Source organism: Bifidobacterium sp. UTBIF-78 (genome assembly GCF_006408945.1).
In the GTDB taxonomy this organism is placed as follows: domain Bacteria; phylum Actinomycetota; class Actinomycetes; order Actinomycetales; family Bifidobacteriaceae; genus Bifidobacterium; species Bifidobacterium myosotis.
The window spans coordinates 1-20960 of the sequence record NZ_JFAO01000001.1 but is presented as its reverse complement, the minus strand read 5'-3'; the positions used below and the strand labels follow the sequence as shown (position 1 = coordinate 20960).

Sequence of the window (20960 nt, the reverse complement as noted above, 5' to 3'; positions counted from 1 at the left end):
AGCCCCGTTTTTCAATTGTGTGTCCCGTTTTGGACCTTGTATACATTACGACGAGTTTGCAGATAAGGCAACACTCGGTGTGTCGCGAAATCACATATGTGTAATTTTCCCCCGTCATTGCAACGTTTTCCGGCATTTCAAGCCCCTCGAAGGCCATGGGCTGCAACCATGAGTTCCCGAGGATTCTTCTGGCTCGCCCTGTGTTCGGAATCATGCCGCTCCAAGGTGATGAGAGTCGTGCGCAGATACGCGCCGAAAACAATCATCCCGAAGATGCGGCTTGGCACACGCGGCTTGGCACGATCAGCTTTGCCACAATCGGCCCAAACGAACCATTTCAGCAAATGGGGGCAAATCTTGTTGCCACCATTCGACGGAAAACCGGTTCACATGCAGATCGTGCAAAAACCAGTAACCTCAAAAACATTGAAATCAGGCCATTCTCACGGTATTCGCCAGCAATCGGCTTTCGACGGGAGTTGTCCCGATTCCTAAAAACAGCCGGAAATAGTAAATGGGGGCACGAAATATTGCCCCCATTTACGGAAATAACCCCCATACGGCGAATCGTGCCACTTGATGCGCGGACAGGCACGGCCCGTCAGCGTTCCCGCTCCCATTCATCCGTGTCCGCGATGGCGGGCCCATGGTTGTAATCCATAAGCCGCCAGCGCACGGACTCGCCAGACTCGCCAGCCCCGTCGGACCCACCGTGCACGTCCATCGGCACCAGACGCACCCAATGGGCGTTGCGCATGGAGACCACCGATGCGAAGGTGTCGTCCACACGACTCAGTCCGAGCAGCGTCTGCAAGGTCTGCGCAATCCATGCACCATGGGAGAACACGAACAGGTCAGTGTCAAGCCCCGCACGCGTGGACCAATCCCGGAGCGCCTCCACGCCGCGCGCCCCCACATGCTCCTTGGGTTCGGCGTCGTATTTCAGCTCGCCGCCGCGGTGTTCCATCCACGAGCGGAAGTCCTCGGGATACCGCTCGGCCAGTTCGGCCACGGCATGGCCGTCCCAGTGGCCGAAGCTGCGTTCGCGCACACGCGGATCGTCGTGCACCTCCTCGCCGCCCAGCACGTCGGCGAAGGCCTGTGCGGTGGCGTGCGCACGGGAGAGATCCGAGCACACGATGATGCGATGGTCGGTCTCGGGACGACGGTCCACGTACAGGTCCTTGAGCGCGGCGGCGGTCTGACGCACCTGCCACTGCCCGACGGCGTCCAAGGGGATGTCAACCTGCCCCTGAAGCTTATGCTGCGCATTGTAGGACGTACGACCGTGACGGACCAGGAAAATGGACCGGACGTGCTGGATTGCCATGGACACTCCTCACTCGTGCGCGCATCCGGAATGATGGGGATACCGTCTGCGTGCTGTCTGCCGTTGTGTGTTCTTGCCGAGGGCGACACGGCGGATAGTCCGCCATAATGCCCGTCTGCCGGCATCTACCATAATGACCGGCCGCCGGGCGCGGGCCCAACGACCGGTCATATGCCGATATGCCTATGCCGTCTCGATGTCAGGTTCGCCGTCGGCGACCACGGAACCGGCTTCCCTCTCGACTCCCTCGAGGGCCCCGCCGGCCGTCTCGGGATGTTCAAGATTCAGGTCTATGGTCTCGCAATCCCTCCACAAGCGTTCGAGCCCATAGAATTCACGCGATTCCTCGTGCATCACATGAATCACGAAGTCGCCGTAGTCCAACAGCACCCACTGGCCTTCGGTAAGGCCTTCGCGGGACCGGGCCTGACGGCCGTCGCACTTGAGGTAGAGATCCTTTTCGATCTCCTCGGCCACGGCCAGCACCTGACGTTCGTTCGAGGCGCCGGCGATCATCATGATATCGGTGATGCCGAGCAGGTCGGCCACGTCGAAGGCCACGATATCGGTGGCTTTAAGTCGGTCGGCGGACTGTGCGGCCACGCGCACGGCGTCGATGGAGTCCTGGAGTGCGGGCATGGCTCAGCGCTCCCAGGCGGGCTTCCAGCCCTCCACGTTGTGCTGCGTGTTCTCGGAGTAGACCATCGTGTCGCTCGGCACCGCGTGGCGCACCACGGAGCCGGCACCGGTGGTGACGTTGTCACCCACCTCGACCGGGGCCACGAACAGGTTGCCGGCCCCCACATGGCAGCCGGAGCCGATACGGGTGCGGTTCTTGTGCACACCATCGTAGTTGGCGGTGATGGTGCCGCCGCCGATGTTGGTGTGGTCGCCGAGCTGGGCATCGCCCACATAGCTCAGATGCGGAACCTTGGTGCCGTTGCCGATGTGCGCCTTCTTCATCTCCACGAACGCGCCGGCCTTGGCGTCCTCACCAAACTCGTTGCCGGGGCGCAGATAGGTCCACGGGCCGATGTTCGTACGGGCGCCGATATGCGATTCCTGAACACGGGAGCGTTCGACGGTGGCGCCGTCGTCGACGACAGCGTCGATGAGCGTGGTGTACGGGCCGATCATCGCGTCCTCGCCGATCACCGTGTGTCCCTGCAGGAAGGAGCCGGGCAGGATGGTGGCGTCGCGGCCGATCGTCACGTCATCCTCAATCCATGTGGTCTCGGGGTCGAGGATGGTCACGCCCTCACGCATCCAGTGCTCGCAGACGCGGCGGTTGTACGTCCTGGCCAGCGCGGCGAGCTGCACACGGTCGTTGACACCCTCCACGGTGAGCGGATCGGGCGCGGTGAACGCGCCGACCTTGCCGGCGGAGCGCGCGGTCTCGAGGGCGTCGGTCAGATAGAACTCGCCCTGGGCGTTGTTGGACTTGAGGTCTGCGATGGCGCGGGCCAGCAGCTTGGCGTCGAACACGTAGACCGACGTGTTCACCTCCTGCACGGCGAGTTCGCTGCGGTTGGCGTCCTTCTGTTCCACGATGCGCAGCACGTTGCCCTGCGGATCGCGGATGATGCGGCCGTATCCGGTCGGGTCGTCGAGGATGGTGGTGAGCACGGTGGCGCCGTTACCCGAGACGGTGTGGAACTCGACCAGCTGACGCAGGGTCGCACTGTCGAGCAACGGCATATCGGACGCAGCGATGAGCACGGGCCCGTTGATGCCGCCGTTTTCGGCAAGCTGGGACATCGCGCACTGGACGGCACGTCCGGTGCCGGGGATGTCGTCCTGATTGACGATGGTGACGTGCTCGTTGTAGGAACGGGCGGCCTCGGCCACGCGTTCGGCCTGGAAGTGCACCACCACGGCCAATGTGGCGGGCTCCAGTGCGGCCACCGAGTTCATGACCCTGTTCAGGAAGGTCTTGCCCGCGAACGTGTGCAGTACCTTCGGCTTATTGGAACGCATGCGTGTACCCTCGCCGGCGGCGAGGACGATGGCTGCGGAAAGTGTCATACCGACGTGTTTCCCTTCGTTTGGATTGTCCGTGCTTCGCAATCACTGCAAAACAATAGACGGCCGCCCGGATGTCGGACGGCCGTCGCCAGCTCCCCCACCTGGACTCGAACCAAGACAAAGGGTTCCAAAGACCCGTGTGCTGCCATTACACCATGGGGGAATCGTGGGCGTTCGCCCACAAGTGTTCATTTATACCATACGTTTCGGAATTTGGCATCATACGCCACTCCGAGACGTGTGCCGGAACGGTTCGGCACGCGCGGTCATCCAACGATCATCCAACCGTCTTCCGCATCCAATCGTCTTCCGGCTGGGCCCGATAGGACGAATCCTCTCCTTGAGGCCAAGCCGGAAGACCGGAACGACTCGTGCGCGCCCGGACCGGTCAGGCGAACAGGAAGCCCTGTCCGTGATGCTCTGGGTACGTGTCGAACAGCTCGGCCACGGAACCGTCCTCGAACACCGCACGGATGGCGCCGGCGAGCAGCGGGGCGATGGACAGCACGGTCAGGCCGTCCCAACGCTTCTCCTCCGGAATCGGCACCGTGTCGGTGAGCACCACTTCGCGGGCGCCGCAGTTCTTGAGGCGGTCGATGGCGGGACCGGACAGCACGCCGTGCGTGGCCACGACGGTGACCGACTTGGCACCGGCATCCTGCAGCACGCGGCATGCACCGACGATGGTGCCGGCCGTGTCGATGAGGTCGTCCACGAGCACGCAGTCCTTGCCGACCACGTCTCCGACCACGCGGTTGGCGACAGCCTGGTTCGGACGGGTGATGTCACGGGTCTTGTGGACGAAGGCGAGCGGGCCGCCGCCGAGGCGCTGGGCCCACTGCTCGGCCACGCGGATGCGGCCGGCGTCCGGAGAGACGACGGCGACGTTGTCCAGATGGTCCTTGAACCGGTCACGGATGTAGTCCACAAGCACCGGCATGGCGATGAGATGATCAACCGGGCCATCGAAGAAGCCCTGGGACTGCGCGGCATGCAGATCCACGGACATGATACGGTCGGCGCCGGCGGTCTTGAGCAGGTCGAAGATCAGGCGGCAGGAGATGGGCTCGCGGCCGCGGTGCTTCTTATCCTGGCGAGAGTAGCCGAGCAGCGGGCAGACGGCCGTGATGGAGCGGGCGGATGCGCGCTTCAGGGCGTCGATCATGATGAGCTGCTCCATGATCGCCTTGTTGATGGGCTTGTAGTGGCTTTGAAGTACGAACACATCGGCGCCGCGCACCGATTCGGTGTAACGCACGTACATCTCGCCGTTGGCGAAATCGTATGCTGTGGTCTCCAGCAGATCGATTCCCAATTGTTCGGCGACATCTTCGGCTAGTTTCGGATGAATCCTTCCCGTGACGAGAATGAGATTCTTATCGGGCTTTCCCTCGAGGATTGCGCTCACCATTACTCCCAACGTGTGGTCTCGTTAGTGCAATTCATCAGTCTAGACGTGCTTGGCGACCATGAGGACACGTTTGCGTTGCTTGTCGTTCACGCTCCCTTTAAACTGACCGCCGCGCACGTCATCGGGCGGGGCCGATCCATCGCGCGATGGCCTTCTTGATGGTCTGTGCGTAGAGGTCGCTGTCCATGCTCGGATGGATGCCGTCGGCGCCGAACACCTGCGGATTGGCGTTGGCCGCGGCATCCCAGTCCACCAGCACCACATTGTCGGGATGGGCGGCGGCGTAATCCGCCAGCACCTGGTTGGTGGGCGGAATCCAAGTACGGTCACCGTGCGCGTTGACCAGCACCAGCACACGATCCGAACCGATCTCGTTGTACACCTGGTCGAGCTCGTCCGGCGTGATTGCCGAGTTCGTGCCGAGCCCCACCACTATCCACTGACGCAGGCTGCCGGCGGCAAGATCCTCCTGAATCATGCCGGGCGCCACCAGTATGGAGCGGGAGACGGCCGCATCGGTCTGGATGCCCGGGAACACGCTGGACAGGCCCTGCGAGGAGGCGAGCATGACCGAATCGCCGATGGCGGTGATCTGGTCGCCAGTGGGCATCGCGAACTTCGGCCGGGGCGGCTTCGGCACCTGATGACGCAGCAGTACGTGTTCCTTGCGCTGCGTCTGTTCGAGCTGTTCGGCCTGCCGCTCAAGCTCGAGCTGCATGGCCGTCTTGACCGGCGCACCCATGACACCCTGCGTGGCGCCGAACAGCGAGGCAACCAGTATGGCGTCCACCACGACCGCGCGGACGATGTGGCCGGCGCCGGGATGGCGAATCGGCAGGATCACGAACAGGGCCGACCGGCGCGCCGCAGGTTTTTCGACCATCATCCAGGAGATGACGGCGGCGATGACCGTCAGCACGGCGGTCATGCCGAGCGGCCACGGGCCGGGCACCGGGAACAGCTTCGGGGCGAGGGCGCGCGACAGCAGCCACAACGGCCAATGCCACAGATAGATGCCGTAGGAGTAGGCGCCCAGCGCTTTGAGCGGGTGAAACACCATGAGATCCTGCATCCAGGAATCCGTCGAAATGGTGCCGGCGATGAGCAGCACGGCCAGCACGCTGGAGATGATGATGCCACCTCGGAACGCGAAGTCGTTCTGCTTGCCGCACACCGCCATGACGATCAGAGCGATGAGGCTCAGGAACGCCAGCACGGGTGCCACGGCCCGCCAGATGCTCGCGGAGAGCGGTTCGGGTACGTGCATGGTGTCGGGTCGTTGGGTCGCGTCGGACAGATTGTCCGGCAGCGGCACAGGCTCCGGTATCTTGCCGGATGCCGCTGGCGTAGCCGACGTGTCCGGAGCGTAGTCCGGAGCGGATGGTGCAGACAGCGCAGACGGCACGATGGAACTCACTGACCGAGCCACGGGCTTGGGCCGGGGATGGTTCAACTCGTGAGCGGTCACCCACCAAGCCAATGCGAGCCCAAGCATCAGTCCCACGGCATGGGTGTCGGTGCCGAAGTAGACGCGGGTCGGGTCGCCGCCGGGCCGGTAGAGGGTCCACATGGCGTAGCCGCTGCCGGCCGCGAGCGCGAGCGGAATCACCGCGGACAAATGCGTGCGGCGGATCTTCCACATCAGCCATGCGAGCAGGGGCACGACCACATAGAACTGCATCAGCACGCCGATGAACCACAGATGCCGGAAGACCTGCGGATTCATCTGGTCGAAGTAGCTTTGCCCGCCGGCGATGGCGTACCAGTTGTAGCAACCGAGCAGCACCGTGATGATCTGGTCACGGATGTTCACCAGAAGGTCTCGGTCCAACAACCAACCCGCAGACACGATGACGGGAATCAGCAGGAACAGCGCCGGGTACAGACGCACCGCGCGGTGCGGGATGTACCGGGCAAGGTTCACCGAACCGGTGCGCGCCAACGAGCGGAACAGGCTCACGCCGATGAGGAAGCCGGATACGGTGAAAAACACGTCAACACCGTAGAAACCGCCCGGCAACACCTGCTGCATGCAGTGGTAGAGCACGATGGCGATGAGGGCCAGTCCCTTGATGCCGTCCAGTCCTATGTAATGCCTGTCGAAACGCCTGTGCACCGCTGTTGTCACTGCTACTTCTCTTGCCTTCGTACCGCTTCTTTCTCGCTAGGTATTACAGCAACAGACGGCGACAGTGCGCCAATCGGACCAGATGGGTGCTCAGGCATAGCGCCGGCATCGGCGATGATAAGTGGCTTCGTATGGAACATACTTAGGTACATCCATCGTTTCTTAGGCAGGTTCCAAAGAACAGGACGACACAACAACGACACAACAAGGCAGGCATACCGCGCAAGGCACCGATGAATATGTGCCTAAGAAACGTCGAATGTACCTAAGCAATGAAAACGCATGTCCCTTACACACCACAATCGGAAAAGCCTGATATCGGAGCGGATGGCAGCCACCGGCGCATGAACGTCACCGTACCGTCGGGAGCCGGCCCTTTTCCGCTCCCGTCGGCGATTGGGAGCCGCCCCGCCGCCAACGCGAACAGAACCCCAGCTGCTCCCGCTTCCCTCGGCAAGCGGAGGCCTCACTCACTTGTGATACAGACTCACACGCTCGTACTTGGGCTCGCAGCACACATTGATGCCCAGCTTGCGGTACAGCTCCTCATCCGCCGAGGAGATGATGACCGAAAAGAAGGCGTCGGCGCCGCGCAGCTGTTCGAGCCCGTCGATCACGCGGGCGGCCAGTGGACTGGTGGCGCTGGTGATGGACAGCGCGATCAGCGTCTCGTCGGAATGCAGACGGCGGTTCATGCTGTTGAGGTGCTCGGTCTTGAGGCGGCAGATGGGCTCGACGGCGGCGTCATCGATCACCGGCAGGTCCGCGTCCACGCCGGTGACTTTTTTGAGCGCGTTCATGAGCAGGGCGCTGGCCGCGCCGAGCAGCACGCCGGTCTTACCGGTGACGAGGCGGCCGTCGGGCAGGACCATCGCGCCTACCGGCGCTCCGGTCATTTCCTCCTTGGCGAGCGCCGCCGCGCGTGCGGGAGACAGGTTCTCGTCCACGCCGGCCTTCTTCATGATGGAGCGCAGGCGTTCGACCTGTTCCTCGCCGGTGCCGGTGCGCTTGAGATTCACGCACGCGGTGAAGTAGCGGCGTACAATCTCCAGTCTCGCGGCCTCGCGGCAGACCCCGTCGTCCGAGATCGCGTAGCCGGCCATGTTGACGCCCATGTCGGTGGGGCTCTGGTAGGGGCTCTCCCCCATGATCCGCTCCATCATGGCCTTGAGGACCGGGAATGCCTCGACGTCGCGGTTGTAGTTGACGGTGGTCTCGCCGTGGGCCTCGAGGTGGAAGGGATCGATGATGTTCGCGTCGTCCAGATCGGCGGTGGCGGCCTCGTAGGCGATGTTGACCGGATGATTCAGCGGCAGGTTCCAAATCGGGAACGTCTCGTATTTCGCGTAGCCGGCGTTGATGCCGCGGCGATGCTCATGGTAGAGCTGCGAAAGGCAGGTGGCGAGTTTGCCCGAGCCTGGACCGGGGGCCGTCACCACGACCAGCGGCCTGCTGGTCGCGACGTAGTCGTTCCTGCCGTAGCCGTCCTCGGAGACGATGCGCTCGATGTCATGGGGATAGCCGGGAATCGGGTAATGCAGATAGCAGTTGACGCCCAGCTGCTCGAGGCGGTGGCGGTAGGCGTCGGCGGCGGGCTGTCCGGCGTACTGGGTGAGCACCACCGAGTTCGCGAGAAATCCGCGCGAACGGAAGATGTCGATGAGGCGCAGCACATCCTCGTCATAGGGGATGCCCAGGTCGCCGCGGGTCTTGCCCTGCTCGATGTGGTTGGCGTTGATGGCGATGACGATTTCGACGTCCGCCGCCATGCTTTCGAGCATGCGGAACTTCGTGTCCGGCTGGAAACCGGGCAGCACGCGCGAGGCGTGGTAGTCGTCGAACAGCTTGCCGCCGAACTCCAGATACAGCTTGCCGCCGAATTGCGCGATGCGCCTGCGGATGTTGGCGGCCTGCAGCTCGATGTACTTCTCGTTGTCGAATCCCTGTCGCATATGGGTCGGCATCCCTTTCGAAACTTCCAAACGTCGGCGTAAACGGAAAGATTATACCGGAAGTCCTGCGGTCACACACCCTGCAGCCGCACACCCAGACCGGTTTAACGCTCACTTTTTACGACGAACCTCGAGACCGCATGCTCGAACGTCTCGAACCGTATTTCCGCATGCGCAGGTGTTTTGCGTACGGTTACAGCCCCAATCATTCTCTATAGCGACACATAATGCCTGCGGAATCATGATTAACGGTTGCACAGTATGGTTTCGGCCTTGATTCACGCGCAGAGACGATGCGGGAGCGTTGTTATCGGGCCAAATCATGGCTGGACGGCGACGCTGCCGTCATCCAGCGGCGTCCGGCGGCCAGCCCGTGGCCGGATGACGACGCCAATTCGTGCCTACCGTCGCCGCGCGGCCAGTCTATGACCGGAAAAGATCACTGAGTGACGCTGTTACGTCGTTTGCCGGCCATCCTCTGGCCCGGCGGCGACGCCAGCATTGATAGCCGTTGCCGGTGGACCAAGATTTGGCCTGGCAGCAACGCTAGTGGCCTGTCTCGCAATTGTTTGAGCGGTATCGGTCCTCCCCTGACAAGGGACCGTCAGCAAAGCTGACTAAAGGAGGGAAAAAGCTGAAGCCCCTCCAATTATTTAAGATGGACCACTAGTGGTCCATCCCGCAATTGTTTGAGTGGTATCGGTCCTTCCTGACGAGGGACTGTCAGGAAGCTGACTGGGGAGAGAGAAAAAGCTGAAGCCCTCAATTATTTAAGAGATGGACCACTAGAACATCCATAATGGCGACAGTGCCATGTATCCCATCGAATACGGACAACGAGTATCGAAATACGACACCCGATACGTTCCGAATAGAACCTCGCCGCAACAACAATGGCTCCGTCCAACCAACTTGACATACGAAGTGAATCGGTGGGTTGATTTTCCCAGGGAATCAACCCACTCACAACTCACGCTGATTAATCCATGTCAATTCTGGTTGAACAGAGCCAACAATATTCACTGTCATCAACAAGGTTGATGTGTGTGTCCCCTAGGCGCACCGAGGTGCAACGCCGAGAACACCGTTCCTCAATAAGGAATAATGTGAGACGCGTGCGGTAGCAAGACGCGGGAGACAAAGACGCTGAACCGTATAGGGGACAATCCAGCGGACTGCCCCCAGGCGAAGGGAGCAGCTATGCTGCGACGGTTGCACGCAGCGCAACAGGTACCGCGACCGAGGAGCAACAACGAGGACGCTCCATCATTCGATTATTGATGACATTCAGCGATGCGTGCGGTAGCAAGGCGCACCGAAGGAAGGTGCTGAGCCGTATAGGGGACAGTCCAGTGGACTGCCCCCAGGCGAAGGGAGCAACTATGCTGCGACGGTTGCGCGCAGCGCAACAGGTACCGCGACCGAGGAGCAACGCAGCTAACGCTCCATCGCTGAATGTCACTCCCATTCGATGGTTGCCGGGGGCTTGCTAGTGCAATCCAGCACCACGCGGTTGATCTGGCGGCATTCGTTGGTGATGCGCGTGGAGATGGTGGCGAGCACGTCGTAGGGGACGCGGGACCAGTCGGCGGTCATGGCGTCCTCGGAGCTTACCGGGCGCAGCACGATCGGGGAACCATAGGTGCGCTCGTCACCCTGGACGCCGACCGAATGGACGTCGGCGAGGAGCACGACCGGGCACTGCCAGATATCGCGGTCGAGACCGGCCTTGGACAGTTCCTCACGGGCGATGGCGTCGGCCTCGCGCAGGAGGTCGAGGCGTTCGCGCGTAATCTCGCCGATGATGCGGATGCCGAGGCCCGGGCCGGGGAACGGCTGACGCCAGACGATCTCGTCGGGCAGACCGAGCTCGGTGCCGATAGCGCGCACCTCGTCCTTGAAGAGGGTGCGCAGCGGCTCGATGAGCTGGAACTTGATGTCCTTGGGCAGGCCGCCGACGTTGTGGTGGCTCTTGATGTTCGCCGCGCCGTCGCCGCCGCCGGACTCCACGACGTCCGGGTAGAGCGTGCCCTGCACGAGGAACTTGACCTCCTTGCCACGGGCGCCGGCCTCCTCGAGCACCTGCTGCTGGGCCTTCTCGAAGGTGCGGATGAACTTCTCGCCGATGATCTTGCGCTTGCGCTCCGGCTCGGAGACGCCCTTCAGGGCGGTGAGGAAGTCGTCGGCCGCATCCACGGTGATCAGACGGATGCCTGTGGCCTCGACGAAGTCGTGCTTGACCTGCTCGACCTCGCCCTTGCGCAACAGACCGTGGTCCACGAACACGCAGGTGAGCTGGTCGCCGATGGCCTTGTGCACGAGAGCGGCTGCCACGGCGGAGTCCACACCGCCGGACAGTCCGCAGATCACTTCGGCGTCGCCTACCTGCTCGCGGATCTTCTTGACCTGCTCGTCGATGATGTTGGAGGCGTTCCAATCATTGGGCAGCGCGGCGCAACGGTGCAGGAAGTTCTCGATGAGCTGCTGGCCGAGCGGCGAGTGCTTGACCTCGGGGTGCCACTGCACGCCGTACAGCTTGCGGGATTCGTCCGCCATGGCGGCCACGGGGGCGCCTTCGGTGTGGGCGAGCACCTCGAAGCCGGCCGGGGCCTGTTCGACGGCCACGCCATGGCTCATCCACGTGGTCTGCTCGGCCGGGGAGCCGGCGAGGATGCCCTCGGAATCGTCCACGATGGCCTCGGTCTTGCCGTACTCACCCAAGGCGGCCTTGTCCACTTTGCCGCCGAGCTCGTAGGCCATGACCTGGAAGCCATAGCAGATGCCGAGCACGGGAACGCCGGACTCGAACACCTTGGTATCTATGGTCGGCGCGCCGGGCTCGAACACGGAGGCCGGGCCGCCGGAAAGGATGATCGCCTTGGGATCCTTGGCCAGGATCTCGTCGACCGGCATGGAATGCGGGACCAGTTCGGAATAGACTCCGGCCTCACGCACACGGCGGGCGATGAGCTGGGCATACTGGGCGCCGAAATCGACGACAAGCACAGGACCGTTTGCCATTGATATTCCCCTAACGTTCATTGGGATTTTACGTGGGTTGCAACACACCGATTATCACCGGTCAAGCAGACAAGCCCGACACGCATAAAACTATGTGCGAAATACGAACAAACTACATGCATGCAAGAAACAACACGCCGGTGTTAACTTCGTTAAATCGAACGTCGCAATACGACATCAATCCTTGATTTTTCGCTGTTTTACGCCATTCCTGCTCCCCTGGTCGCAAAATACGATTAGGACAATCAAGCCAATGAATCACACAAAATGCGCTATTTTCATAACATTTCCGAACACACCCGCAAGAAATCGTTCAAAAGTCGTGTTGTCCTCGTACCATGACGAGTGATTGGGAACGGAAACCCTTGTGCCGTAAGGAACCAGGGCCCGCGACCGAACAGAAATAATCAATCGCACGGATACGTGCAGGAGTACAGGAGTACACATGACGAGTCCTGTTATTGGCACCCCTTGGAAGAAGCTCAACGCTCCGGTTTCCGAGGAATCCCTCGAAGGCGTTGACAAGTACTGGCGCGCCGCCAACTACCTTTCCATCGGCCAGATTTATCTGCGCAGCAACCCGCTGATGAAGGAGCCCTTCACCCGCGAGGACGTCAAGCACCGTCTGGTTGGCCACTGGGGCACCACCCCGGGCCTGAACTTCCTCATCGGCCACATCAACCGCTTCATCGCCGACCACGGCCAGAACACCGTGATCATCATGGGCCCGGGCCACGGTGGCCCGGCCGGTACCTCCCAGTCCTACCTGGACGGCACCTACACCGAGACCTTCCCGAAGATCACCAAGGATGAGGCTGGTCTGCAGAAGTTCTTCCGTCAGTTCTCCTACCCGGGCGGCATCCCGTCCCACTTCGCTCCGGAGACCCCGGGCTCCATCCACGAGGGTGGCGAGCTGGGTTATGCCCTGTCCCACGCCTACGGCGCCATCATGGACAACCCGAGCCTGTTCGTGCCGGCCATCGTTGGTGATGGCGAGGCCGAGACCGGCCCGCTGGCCACCGGTTGGCAGTCCAACAAGCTCGTGAACCCGCGCACCGACGGTATCGTGCTGCCGATCCTGCACCTCAACGGCTACAAGATCGCCAACCCGACCATCCTGTCCCGCATCTCCGACGAGGAGCTCCACGAGTTCTTCCACGGCATGGGCTACGAGCCGTACGAGTTCGTCGCCGGCTTCGACGATGAGGACCACATGTCCATCCACCGTCGCTTCGCCGAGCTGTGGGAGACCATCTGGGACGAGATCTGCGACATCAAGGCGACCGCCCAGACCGACAACGTGCACCGTCCGTTCTACCCGATGCTGATCTTCCGCACCCCGAAGGGCTGGACCTGCCCGAAGTACATCGACGGCAAGAAGACCGAGGGCTCCTGGCGTTCCCACCAGGTGCCGCTGGCTTCCGCCCGCGACACCGAGGCCCACTTCGAGGTCCTCAAGAACTGGCTCGAGTCCTACAAGCCGGAGGAGCTGTTCGACGAGAACGGCGCCGTCAAGGACGATGTCCTGGCCTTCATGCCGAAGGGCGAGCTGCGTATCGGTGCCAACCCGAACGCCAACGGTGGTGTGATCCGCGACGACCTGAAGCTCCCGAACATCGAGGACTACGCCGTCAAGGAAGTCGAGAAGTACGGCCACGGCTGGGGCCAGCTCGAGGCCACCCGTCGTCTCGGCGTCTACACCCGCGACATCATCAAGAACAACCCGCACGACTTCCGCATCTTCGGACCGGATGAGACCGCTTCCAACCGTCTGCAGGCTTCCTACGAGGTCACCAACAAGCAGTGGGATGCCGGCTACATCTCCGACGAGGTCGACGAGCACATGCACGTCTCCGGCCAGGTCGTCGAGCAGCTGTCCGAGCACCAGATGGAAGGCTTCCTCGAGGGCTACCTGCTGACCGGTCGTCACGGCATCTGGAGCTCCTACGAGTCCTTCGTGCACGTGATCGACTCCATGCTCAACCAGCACGCCAAGTGGCTTGAGGCTACCGTCCGCGAGATTCCGTGGCGCAAGCCGATCGCCTCCATGAACCTGCTGGTCTCCTCCCACGTCTGGCGTCAGGACCACAACGGCTTCTCGCACCAGGACCCGGGTGTCACTTCCCTGCTGCTGAACAAGTGCTTCCACAACGACCACGTCATCGGCATCTACTTCGCCACCGATGCGAACATGCTGCTGGCCATCGCCGAGAAGTGCTACAAGTCCACCAACAAGATCAACGCCATCATCGCCGGCAAGCAGCCGGCCGCCACCTGGCTGTCCCTCGACGAGGCTCGTGCCGAGCTCGAGAAGGGTGCCGCCGCTTGGGATTGGGCCTCCACCGCGAAGTCCAACGATGAGGCTGAGATCGTGCTTGCCGCCGCCGGCGATGTCCCGACCCAGGAGATCATGGCCGCTTCCGACAAGCTGAAGGAACTCGGCATCAAGTTCAAGGTCGTCAACGTGGTTGACCTGCTCGCTCTGCAGTCCGCCAAGGAGAACGACGAGGCCCTGTCCGACGAGGAGTTCGCCGACATCTTCACCGCCGACAAGCCGGTGCTGTTCGCGTACCACTCCTACGCTCACGACGTGCGCGGCCTGATCTACGATCGCCCGAACCACGACAACTTCAACGTCCACGGCTACGAGGAGGAGGGCTCCACCACCACCCCGTACGACATGGTGCGTGTGAACGAGATCGATCGTTACGAGCTGACCGCTGAGGCCCTGCGCATGATCGACGCCGACAAGTACGCCGCCAAGATCGACGAGCTCGAGAAGTTCCGTGACGAGGCCTTCCAGTTCGCTGTGGACCACGGCTACGATCACCCGGACTACACCGACTGGGTGTACTCCGGCCTGAACACCTCCGAGAAGGGTGCCGTCACCGCCACCGCCGCCACCGCTGGCGACAACGAGTGATGACCGCTTCACGGTAGTTCACTGTGAGATAGCCTAACGGCATAGGAAAGGGCCCGGGACGAATCCCGGGCCCTTTTCGTTGTTTTCGTTGTTTTCGTTGTTTTTGATGGACTGCCATATGCAGACCTGTCCCTTCAATCCGTCGTTGTGCGCCTCGCCGTGGCCCCCGCCGGCCCTGTCATTGTGGCCCTGCTATGTCATCGTTGCGGCCTTGCCTCGCCACTGTATCCAGCGGACCGAATCGTCGATTAAATCGGTGATTGAATCGACAACTGAGTCTCCGATCGAATCACCGACCGCATTCCGTCGGCCACGATATCCCCGCGCCTAACCACCGAACGCGACTGATTGTCAGTACAATGAGTGAGGTCCCTATATGTGAAATCAAAGGAGACAGACCAGTGACCGTCACCCGTGTATACATCGCCAGCCCCGAAGGCGCCAACGGCCGCAACGTAGTGGCCTATGGCGTACTCAACGCGCTGACCTCGAAGTACAAGACCATGGTGTTCCGCCCCGCCGTGTCCAACCACGACGACTTCACCCCCATCCTGCTCGCCGCGTCCAACGCCGGCCTCGGCGTGGCCCTGTCCACCGGACTGGACATCCACAAGGTGCGCGCCGACAAGGAGACGGCTCGCGGCGACATCGTCGGCGCCTTCAACGACGCGATGGACGTCTCCCGTGCCGACGCCGCACTCATCGTGGGCACCGACCGCTCCCACGTCAACGACCCGACCACCTACGAGTTCAACGCCAATGTGGCGGCCGACCTGCAGGCGGGCGTGTTCCTGACCATCGCCACCATCGACCGCTGGCCGCACGAGCTGGACGAGACAGTCAAGCTCTCCATCGAAGGCATGGAGGCCGCCGGTAACAAGGTGCTCGGCATCTTCGTGACCGGCTGCGAATCCCGTCACGCCTTCTCCGTCAAGGAGACGCTGGCCAAGTACGGCCTGCCGGTGTGGACGCTCCCCCAGGTGCAGTTCACCGACGAATCCGGCAAGGACCTCGCCCTCGAGACCTTCCGCAAGAACGTACCCACCGAGGAGGTGCTCGCGGCGCTCGACGTGGACGTGACCGCGCCCATCACCCCGTACGCGTTCCAGTTCGGCCTGCTCGGCAAGGCGAAGTCCAACAAGAAGACCATCGTGCTGCCCGAAGGTGAGGAGGACCGCATCATCAAGGCGGCCGACTACCTGCTCGAGCGCGAGATCGTGAACCTCATCATCGTGGGCGACAAGGACGCCATTCTGGCCCGCGGCGAGGAGCTCGGCCTCCATTACCTGAACCGTGCCCGCTTCCAGGCGTTGAACGACGAGAACGTGCTCGTGCCGATGGTGGCCAAGCTGTGCGAGCTGCGCGCCAAGAAGGGCATGACCGAGGAGCAGGCCCGCCAGCAGCTCACGGACCCGAGCTACTTCGGCACCATGCTGGTGGTGCTCGGATACGCGGATGGTCTGGTCTCCGGCTCCGTGAACTCCACCGCCAACACCGTGCGTCCGGCACTGCAGGTCATCAAGACCAAACCCGGTCAGAAGCTCGTCTCCGGCGCGTTCCTCATGTGCTTCAAGAACCATGTGGCCGTGTTCGCCGACTGCGCCATCAACCTCAACCCGGATGCCGAGCAGCTTTCCGAGATCGCCCTCCAGTCCGCCGAAACCGCCCGCGCGTTCGGCATCGACCCCAAGGTCGGCATGCTCTCCTACTCCACCCTCGGCTCCGGCAAGGGCCCGGACGTGGACGTGGTCGAGGAGGCCACCAGGCTGCTCAAGGAGAAGGCTCCGGACCTGCCGGTGGTCGGCTCCGTCCAGTTCGACGCCGCCTGGTCCCCCACCGTCGCCGCCACCAAGGCCAAGGGCGACCCGGTCGCCGGACACGTCAACGTGTTCGTCTTCCCTGACCTGTGCGCCGGCAACATCGGCTACAAGGCCGTGCAGCGCTCCTCCGGCGCACTGGCCATCGGTCCGGTGCTGCAGGGACTCAACAAACCGGTCAACGACCTGTCCCGTGGCGCCTTGGTGCAGGACATCATCAACACCATCGCCCTAACCGCCATCGAAGCGCAGTAGTTCTGCTCTCCTCCTTGCGGCATTTTGCAGTGTTTGGGGTGGATGTTGCGGTGCCGAACACACTCAAGGCCGTTCGGCCAAGCCTACGGTCCGGCACCGCAACATCCACCCCAAACACTGCGCAGAATCATCAAGTCATCTGCAGGTCAATGGGAATCCTCGAGATTCGCATTGCTATGAGTGGCCGATGTTGATGGATGGGGTACCGGACCGTAAAGACTCGGCCTGAGCGGCCCGGAGCGTGTCCGGTGCCCCATCCATCAACATCGGCCACGACCATTCCTGCAATAGTTTTGTAGTAAGCAACGAGTAATCTGACTTACGGTAACCCGTGTCAGCGGGAAACAGACAAATCACAATGGAGGATGCCCACAATGGCGAAAACCGTCCTTGTCATCAATTCCGGCTCCAGCTCGATCAAGTACCAGCTGGTTGACCTCGAGTCCGGCGAAGGCCTCGCTTCCGGTCTCGTCGAGAAGATCGGCGAGCCGATCGACGGCCACTACAAGCACGAGTACAACGGCGAGAAGCACGAGCTCGAGGAGCCGATCCACGACCACGAGCAGGGTCTGAAGCGCGTGCTCGGCTTCTTCAAGGAGTACGGCCCGGATCTGTCCGAAGCCGGCATCGTGGCCGTCGGCCACCGTGTGGTGCAGGGCGGCTCCATCTTCCCGAAGCCGGCCCTGGTGACCGACAAGACCATCAACCAGGTCAAGGATCTGGCCGTCCTCGCCCCGCTGCACAACGGCCCGGAGGCCAAGGGCGCTGAGGTCATGCGCTCCCTGCTGCCGGACGTGCCGCAGATCTTCGTCTTCGACTCCTCCTTCTTCTTCCAGCTGCCGAAGGCCGCCAGCACCTACGCGCTGAACAAGGACATCGCCGAAAAGTACCACATCCGTCGTTACGGTGCCCACGGTACTTCCCACGAGTACATTTCCTCCGTGGTGCCGGACGTCATCGGCAAGCCGGCCGAGGGCCTCAAGCAGATCGTGCTGCACATCGGCAACGGTGCCTCTGCCTCCGCCGAGGTCTCCGGCAAGCCGGTCGAGACCTCCATGGGCCTGACCCCGCTCGAGGGCCTCGTCATGGGTGGCCGTACCGGTGACATCGACCCGGCCGTGGTCTTCCACCTGATCCGCAATGCCCACATGAACGTGGACGAGCTGGACACCCTGTTCAACAAGCGCTCCGGCATGATGGGCATGACCGGCTTCGGCGATCTGCGCGAGGTCCACCGTCTGGTGGCCGAGGGCAACGAGGACGCCAAGCTGGCCCTTGACGTCTACGTGCACCGCATCGTGAGCTACATCGGCAACTACACCTACCAGATGGGTGGCTGCGACGTGATCACCTTCACCGCCGGCGTCGGTGAGAACGACGACATCGTGCGCAAGATGGTGTGCGACAAGCTCGCTCCGTTCGGTGTCAAACTGGACGAGGAGAAGAACGCGACCCGCTCCAAGCAGCCGCGCATCATCTCCACCCCGGACTCCTCCGTGATCATTGCCGTGATCCCGACCAACGAGGAGCTGGCCATCGCCCGTAAGTCCGCTGCCATCGCGGAAGCCGGCGAGGACACCTACGGCAACAAGTTTGCCAAGTGATTGTGAACCTCTGATCCGCCAAAGGCCCTGATGATTCCTTTTCAGATTCATCAGGGCCTTTCAACTATCCAAAGGTCAGATTCATTGTTACAGGGTAGCAGCTCCCCTACTCGCCTCAACGACACGACCAGAGCCTCCCAATCGAGCCTTAAATGGTCGTCCATCGGAACTCTTGATCTCGATGCCGTTTTCAGTACGTCGAGCAGTGAACACGACAGAGGAAGAATCGATTTCGCTGACAGTTGCCTCTGCAGTTTCAACATCATTAAGAAATGCGGAAACTATAGCATTCTCTCCATATACATAATCCGGTCTCGTCGCACCAGGATGGGTCACGATGATGCTGCCGTCGCGTACCCATAATGGGATTGAGTCAAAACCATGAATCTCGTTGCGCCAGACGCCTCCTTGTACCGTTTCGCCGGTGAACCAGTTCGTCCAGACACCATGTGGCAGATAATAGGATGCCTCACCAGAATAATTGAAGATAGGTGCCACCAGTAGAGAAGGCCCGAACATGTACTGCCTGTCCAGTGAACGGCATGCCGGGTCATCCGGAAATTCCATGAACAGGGAACGCATCACTGGTGTGCCATTGAGATGAGGCTGCAGCCCGATATGATACAAGTAAGGCATCAATTCAAGTTTCAGCTTGGTGAATTTACGGAGCACATCCACTGCGGTTTGTCCCGGAACCAATTCAACATTGTTCTTTTCATCTTCTTCGTCGAAGAGCCACGGAACACGATACACCTTGGAGCCATGCAGACGCGAATGGGATCCCAACAGGCCGAATGGTATCCAACGCTTATACACGGCTGAATCCGGTTTCTCACCTTCAAATCCACCAATATCATGACTCCAGAAGCCAAACCCGGACGAGACCAGGGACAATCCTCCACGTAGCGTCTGTGCCATACCACGGAATGTGGATTCGCAATCACCACCCCAATGCACAGGCTGCTGTTGTCCTCCCACGGTCGCCGAGCGTGCGTACAGGATGGCTTCGCCGGTACCGCGGGTTTCGGTAATCGCTTCAAAAACGGCCTGGTTGTACAGCTGTGTATACCAGTTGTGCATACTCGCTGGCTGTGAGCCATCGAACCATTGCGCCTGAACCGGAATACGCTCGCCGAAATCCGTCTTGATGGCATCGACGCCCATTTTCAGCAGCTGCTTGATGTGATCCTTGAACCATTCCCGGGCTGCAGGATTCGTAAAATCAACGATGCCCATTCCCGCCTGCCAAAGGTCCGTCTGCCAGATATCACCGTTTGGTTTTCTCAGTAGATAGCCGTTGTCCGCGCCTTCGTCGAACAAAGCGCTTCGTTGGGCGATATATGGATTAATCCAACAACACACATGCAGACCTTTGTCATGCCATCGTTGCAAGGTTTTCGTTGGGTCCGGGAAGAACCGGGCATCCCATGTGAAGTCGGTCCACTGGAATTCTTTCATCCAGAAGCAATCGTAATGGAACGTCGACAAAGGAACATCACGCTTTGACATACCATCAATGAACGATTGCACCGTCGCTTCATCATATCGGGTGGTAAACGATGTGGAAAGCCACAAACCATACGACCAAGCCGGCACATTCGCCGGACGCCCAACCAAAGCAGTATAGCGATTGAGGATATCCTTTGGCGTCGGACCATAGATGACACAGAAGTCGAGCTTCTCCCCTGGCACCGCAAACTGTACAGCATCGGTGTTCTCCGAAGCGACTTCAAAGGAGACATGACCTCTATTGTTGACCAAGACCCCATATCCATCACTAGTAAGGTAGAATGGAATATCTTTATATCCTTGCTCACTGGAAGTTCCACCATCGGAATTCCAAATATCAATTGATTGACCGTTCTTGACATACGGTTCAAAACGTTCGCCAAATCCATATACGGTGGTTCCCACACCCAAATCAAGCTGAATGCTCGTGAAAACCTCAGATTCATCTACAGCACGACCGCTGGCGCACACACCCAAATCTCCAACAGGTTGGGTAGATACAGGAGACAATGCATTTAATTTAAAACGAACCAATGATTTGCCATAGGATGATGTAAGCACTCTTTCATGTGCAGAAAACGATAGATTCCATGGAGCACCCTTCTTGACCGTACATTTGAGATCTCCAGAACTATACGACAAATATTCATTCGTAATATCCGTAACAGGCGAAACCCCGGCATCGGATGACAGCGGGAATCCGGGGTCTTCAGCCGTTCCACTCCAATGTAAGGCTTCCACTCGAATCACTCCCTCGAGAGGAGAACTGATTCGTACGGTGAAAGTCGGTAGATTCAGCGTATCGCCTCTATCCGCTATGACTTTCGTAGTAGCCAGAACTTCCGCGCTCTTTCGTTCCGCATCCACGGATAATTCATAGGCTTCTCTAGCAAACATCGCATCGACATTGTTGCGGGTCAGCCAATAACCATCAGAGAATTTCATGAGAGTCTACTTTCTAATTGAGTTGTATATCCATTTATTT

The 20960-nt window shown here is 60.7% G+C and carries 11 protein-coding genes and 1 tRNA gene; 3 read left to right on the top strand and 9 right to left on the bottom strand.

Annotation, left to right across the window (positions count from 1 at the left end):
- Nucleotides 1-601: 601 nt before the first annotated feature.
- The 8 genes from BG22_RS00060 to guaA all read right to left on the bottom strand — a co-directional run bounded on the left by BG22_RS00060 (nucleotide 602) and on the right by guaA (nucleotide 11867).
- Nucleotides 602-1330, bottom strand: a complete 729-nt coding sequence (locus BG22_RS00060) for a histidine phosphatase family protein (RefSeq protein WP_140491885.1) — start codon at nucleotides 1328-1330, stop codon at nucleotides 602-604.
- A 183-nt stretch (nucleotides 1331-1513) separates the two neighbouring features.
- A complete protein-coding gene (gene rsfS, locus BG22_RS00055) occupies nucleotides 1514-1969 on the bottom strand; it encodes a ribosome silencing factor (RefSeq protein ID WP_258186129.1) in 456 nt (151 codons plus the stop codon).
- Nucleotides 1970-1972: 3 nt separating this feature from the next.
- Entirely contained in the window at nucleotides 1973-3355 is a 1383-nt protein-coding gene (gene glmU, locus BG22_RS00050; protein WP_140491883.1) for a bifunctional UDP-N-acetylglucosamine diphosphorylase/glucosamine-1-phosphate N-acetyltransferase GlmU, read from the bottom strand.
- 92 nt (nucleotides 3356-3447) lie between these two features.
- Nucleotides 3448-3518 (bottom strand) — tRNA-Gln (locus BG22_RS00045).
- A 225-nt stretch (nucleotides 3519-3743) separates the two neighbouring features.
- Nucleotides 3744-4766, bottom strand: a complete 1023-nt coding sequence (locus tag BG22_RS00040; protein ID WP_094667606.1) for a ribose-phosphate diphosphokinase — start codon at nucleotides 4764-4766, stop codon at nucleotides 3744-3746.
- 118 nt (nucleotides 4767-4884) lie between these two features.
- Entirely contained in the window at nucleotides 4885-6894 is a 2010-nt protein-coding gene (locus BG22_RS00035; protein ID WP_258186128.1) for an acyltransferase family protein, read from the bottom strand.
- A 470-nt stretch (nucleotides 6895-7364) separates the two neighbouring features.
- Nucleotides 7365-8846 carry a DUF1846 domain-containing protein gene (locus BG22_RS00030; protein ID WP_140491881.1) on the bottom strand — a complete coding sequence of 494 codons (1482 nt, stop codon included), beginning with the start codon at nucleotides 8844-8846 and terminating at the stop codon, nucleotides 7365-7367.
- Nucleotides 8847-10304: 1458 nt separating this feature from the next.
- On the bottom strand, nucleotides 10305-11867 hold the full coding sequence (guaA, locus tag BG22_RS00025; RefSeq protein WP_140491879.1) for a glutamine-hydrolyzing GMP synthase: 1563 nt from the start codon (nucleotides 11865-11867) through the stop codon (nucleotides 10305-10307).
- Nucleotides 11868-12312: 445 nt separating this feature from the next.
- Between guaA and BG22_RS00020 the strand changes: the two genes are divergently transcribed.
- From BG22_RS00020 to BG22_RS00010, 3 genes are all read left to right on the top strand, one after another.
- Complete coding sequence (locus tag BG22_RS00020; RefSeq protein WP_094667611.1) at nucleotides 12313-14790, top strand: phosphoketolase; 2478 nt, start codon at nucleotides 12313-12315, stop codon at nucleotides 14788-14790.
- A gap of 401 nt (nucleotides 14791-15191) precedes the next feature.
- Nucleotides 15192-16862, top strand: coding sequence for a phosphate acetyltransferase (pta, locus tag BG22_RS00015; protein ID WP_169834069.1), 1671 nt, complete (start codon nucleotides 15192-15194; stop codon nucleotides 16860-16862).
- A gap of 374 nt (nucleotides 16863-17236) precedes the next feature.
- Entirely contained in the window at nucleotides 17237-18466 is a 1230-nt protein-coding gene (locus tag BG22_RS00010; protein ID WP_094667612.1) for an acetate/propionate family kinase, read from the top strand.
- An 87-nt stretch (nucleotides 18467-18553) separates the two neighbouring features.
- Here the strand turns inward: BG22_RS00010 and yicI are convergent, their stop codons facing one another.
- Nucleotides 18554-20920: an alpha-xylosidase gene (yicI, locus tag BG22_RS00005; RefSeq protein ID WP_140491877.1), complete on the bottom strand. Its 2367-nt coding sequence runs from the start codon at nucleotides 20918-20920 to the stop codon at nucleotides 18554-18556.
- Between the last annotated feature and the right edge of the window lie 40 nt (nucleotides 20921-20960).

What these genes read in the sequence shown, in the direction of transcription:
- glmU (WP_140491883.1), bottom strand. Translation starts at nt 3,355, where the DNA reads ATGACACTTTCCGCAGCCATCGTCCTCGCCGCCGGCGAGGGTACACGC.
- BG22_RS00010 (WP_094667612.1), top strand. Translation starts at nt 17,237, where the DNA reads ATGGCGAAAACCGTCCTTGTCATCAATTCCGGCTCCAGCTCGATCAAG.
- yicI (WP_140491877.1), bottom strand. Translation starts at nt 20,920, where the DNA reads ATGAAATTCTCTGATGGTTATTGGCTGACCCGCAACAATGTCGATGCG.
- rsfS (WP_258186129.1), bottom strand. Translation starts at nt 1,969, where the DNA reads ATGCCCGCACTCCAGGACTCCATCGACGCCGTGCGCGTGGCCGCACAG.
- BG22_RS00060 (WP_140491885.1), bottom strand. Translation starts at nt 1,330, where the DNA reads ATGGCAATCCAGCACGTCCGGTCCATTTTCCTGGTCCGTCACGGTCGT.
- guaA (WP_140491879.1), bottom strand. Translation starts at nt 11,867, where the DNA reads ATGGCAAACGGTCCTGTGCTTGTCGTCGATTTCGGCGCCCAGTATGCC.
- BG22_RS00030 (WP_140491881.1), bottom strand. Translation starts at nt 8,846, where the DNA reads ATGCGACAGGGATTCGACAACGAGAAGTACATCGAGCTGCAGGCCGCC.
- BG22_RS00020 (WP_094667611.1), top strand. Translation starts at nt 12,313, where the DNA reads ATGACGAGTCCTGTTATTGGCACCCCTTGGAAGAAGCTCAACGCTCCG.
- BG22_RS00040 (WP_094667606.1), bottom strand. Translation starts at nt 4,766, where the DNA reads ATGGTGAGCGCAATCCTCGAGGGAAAGCCCGATAAGAATCTCATTCTC.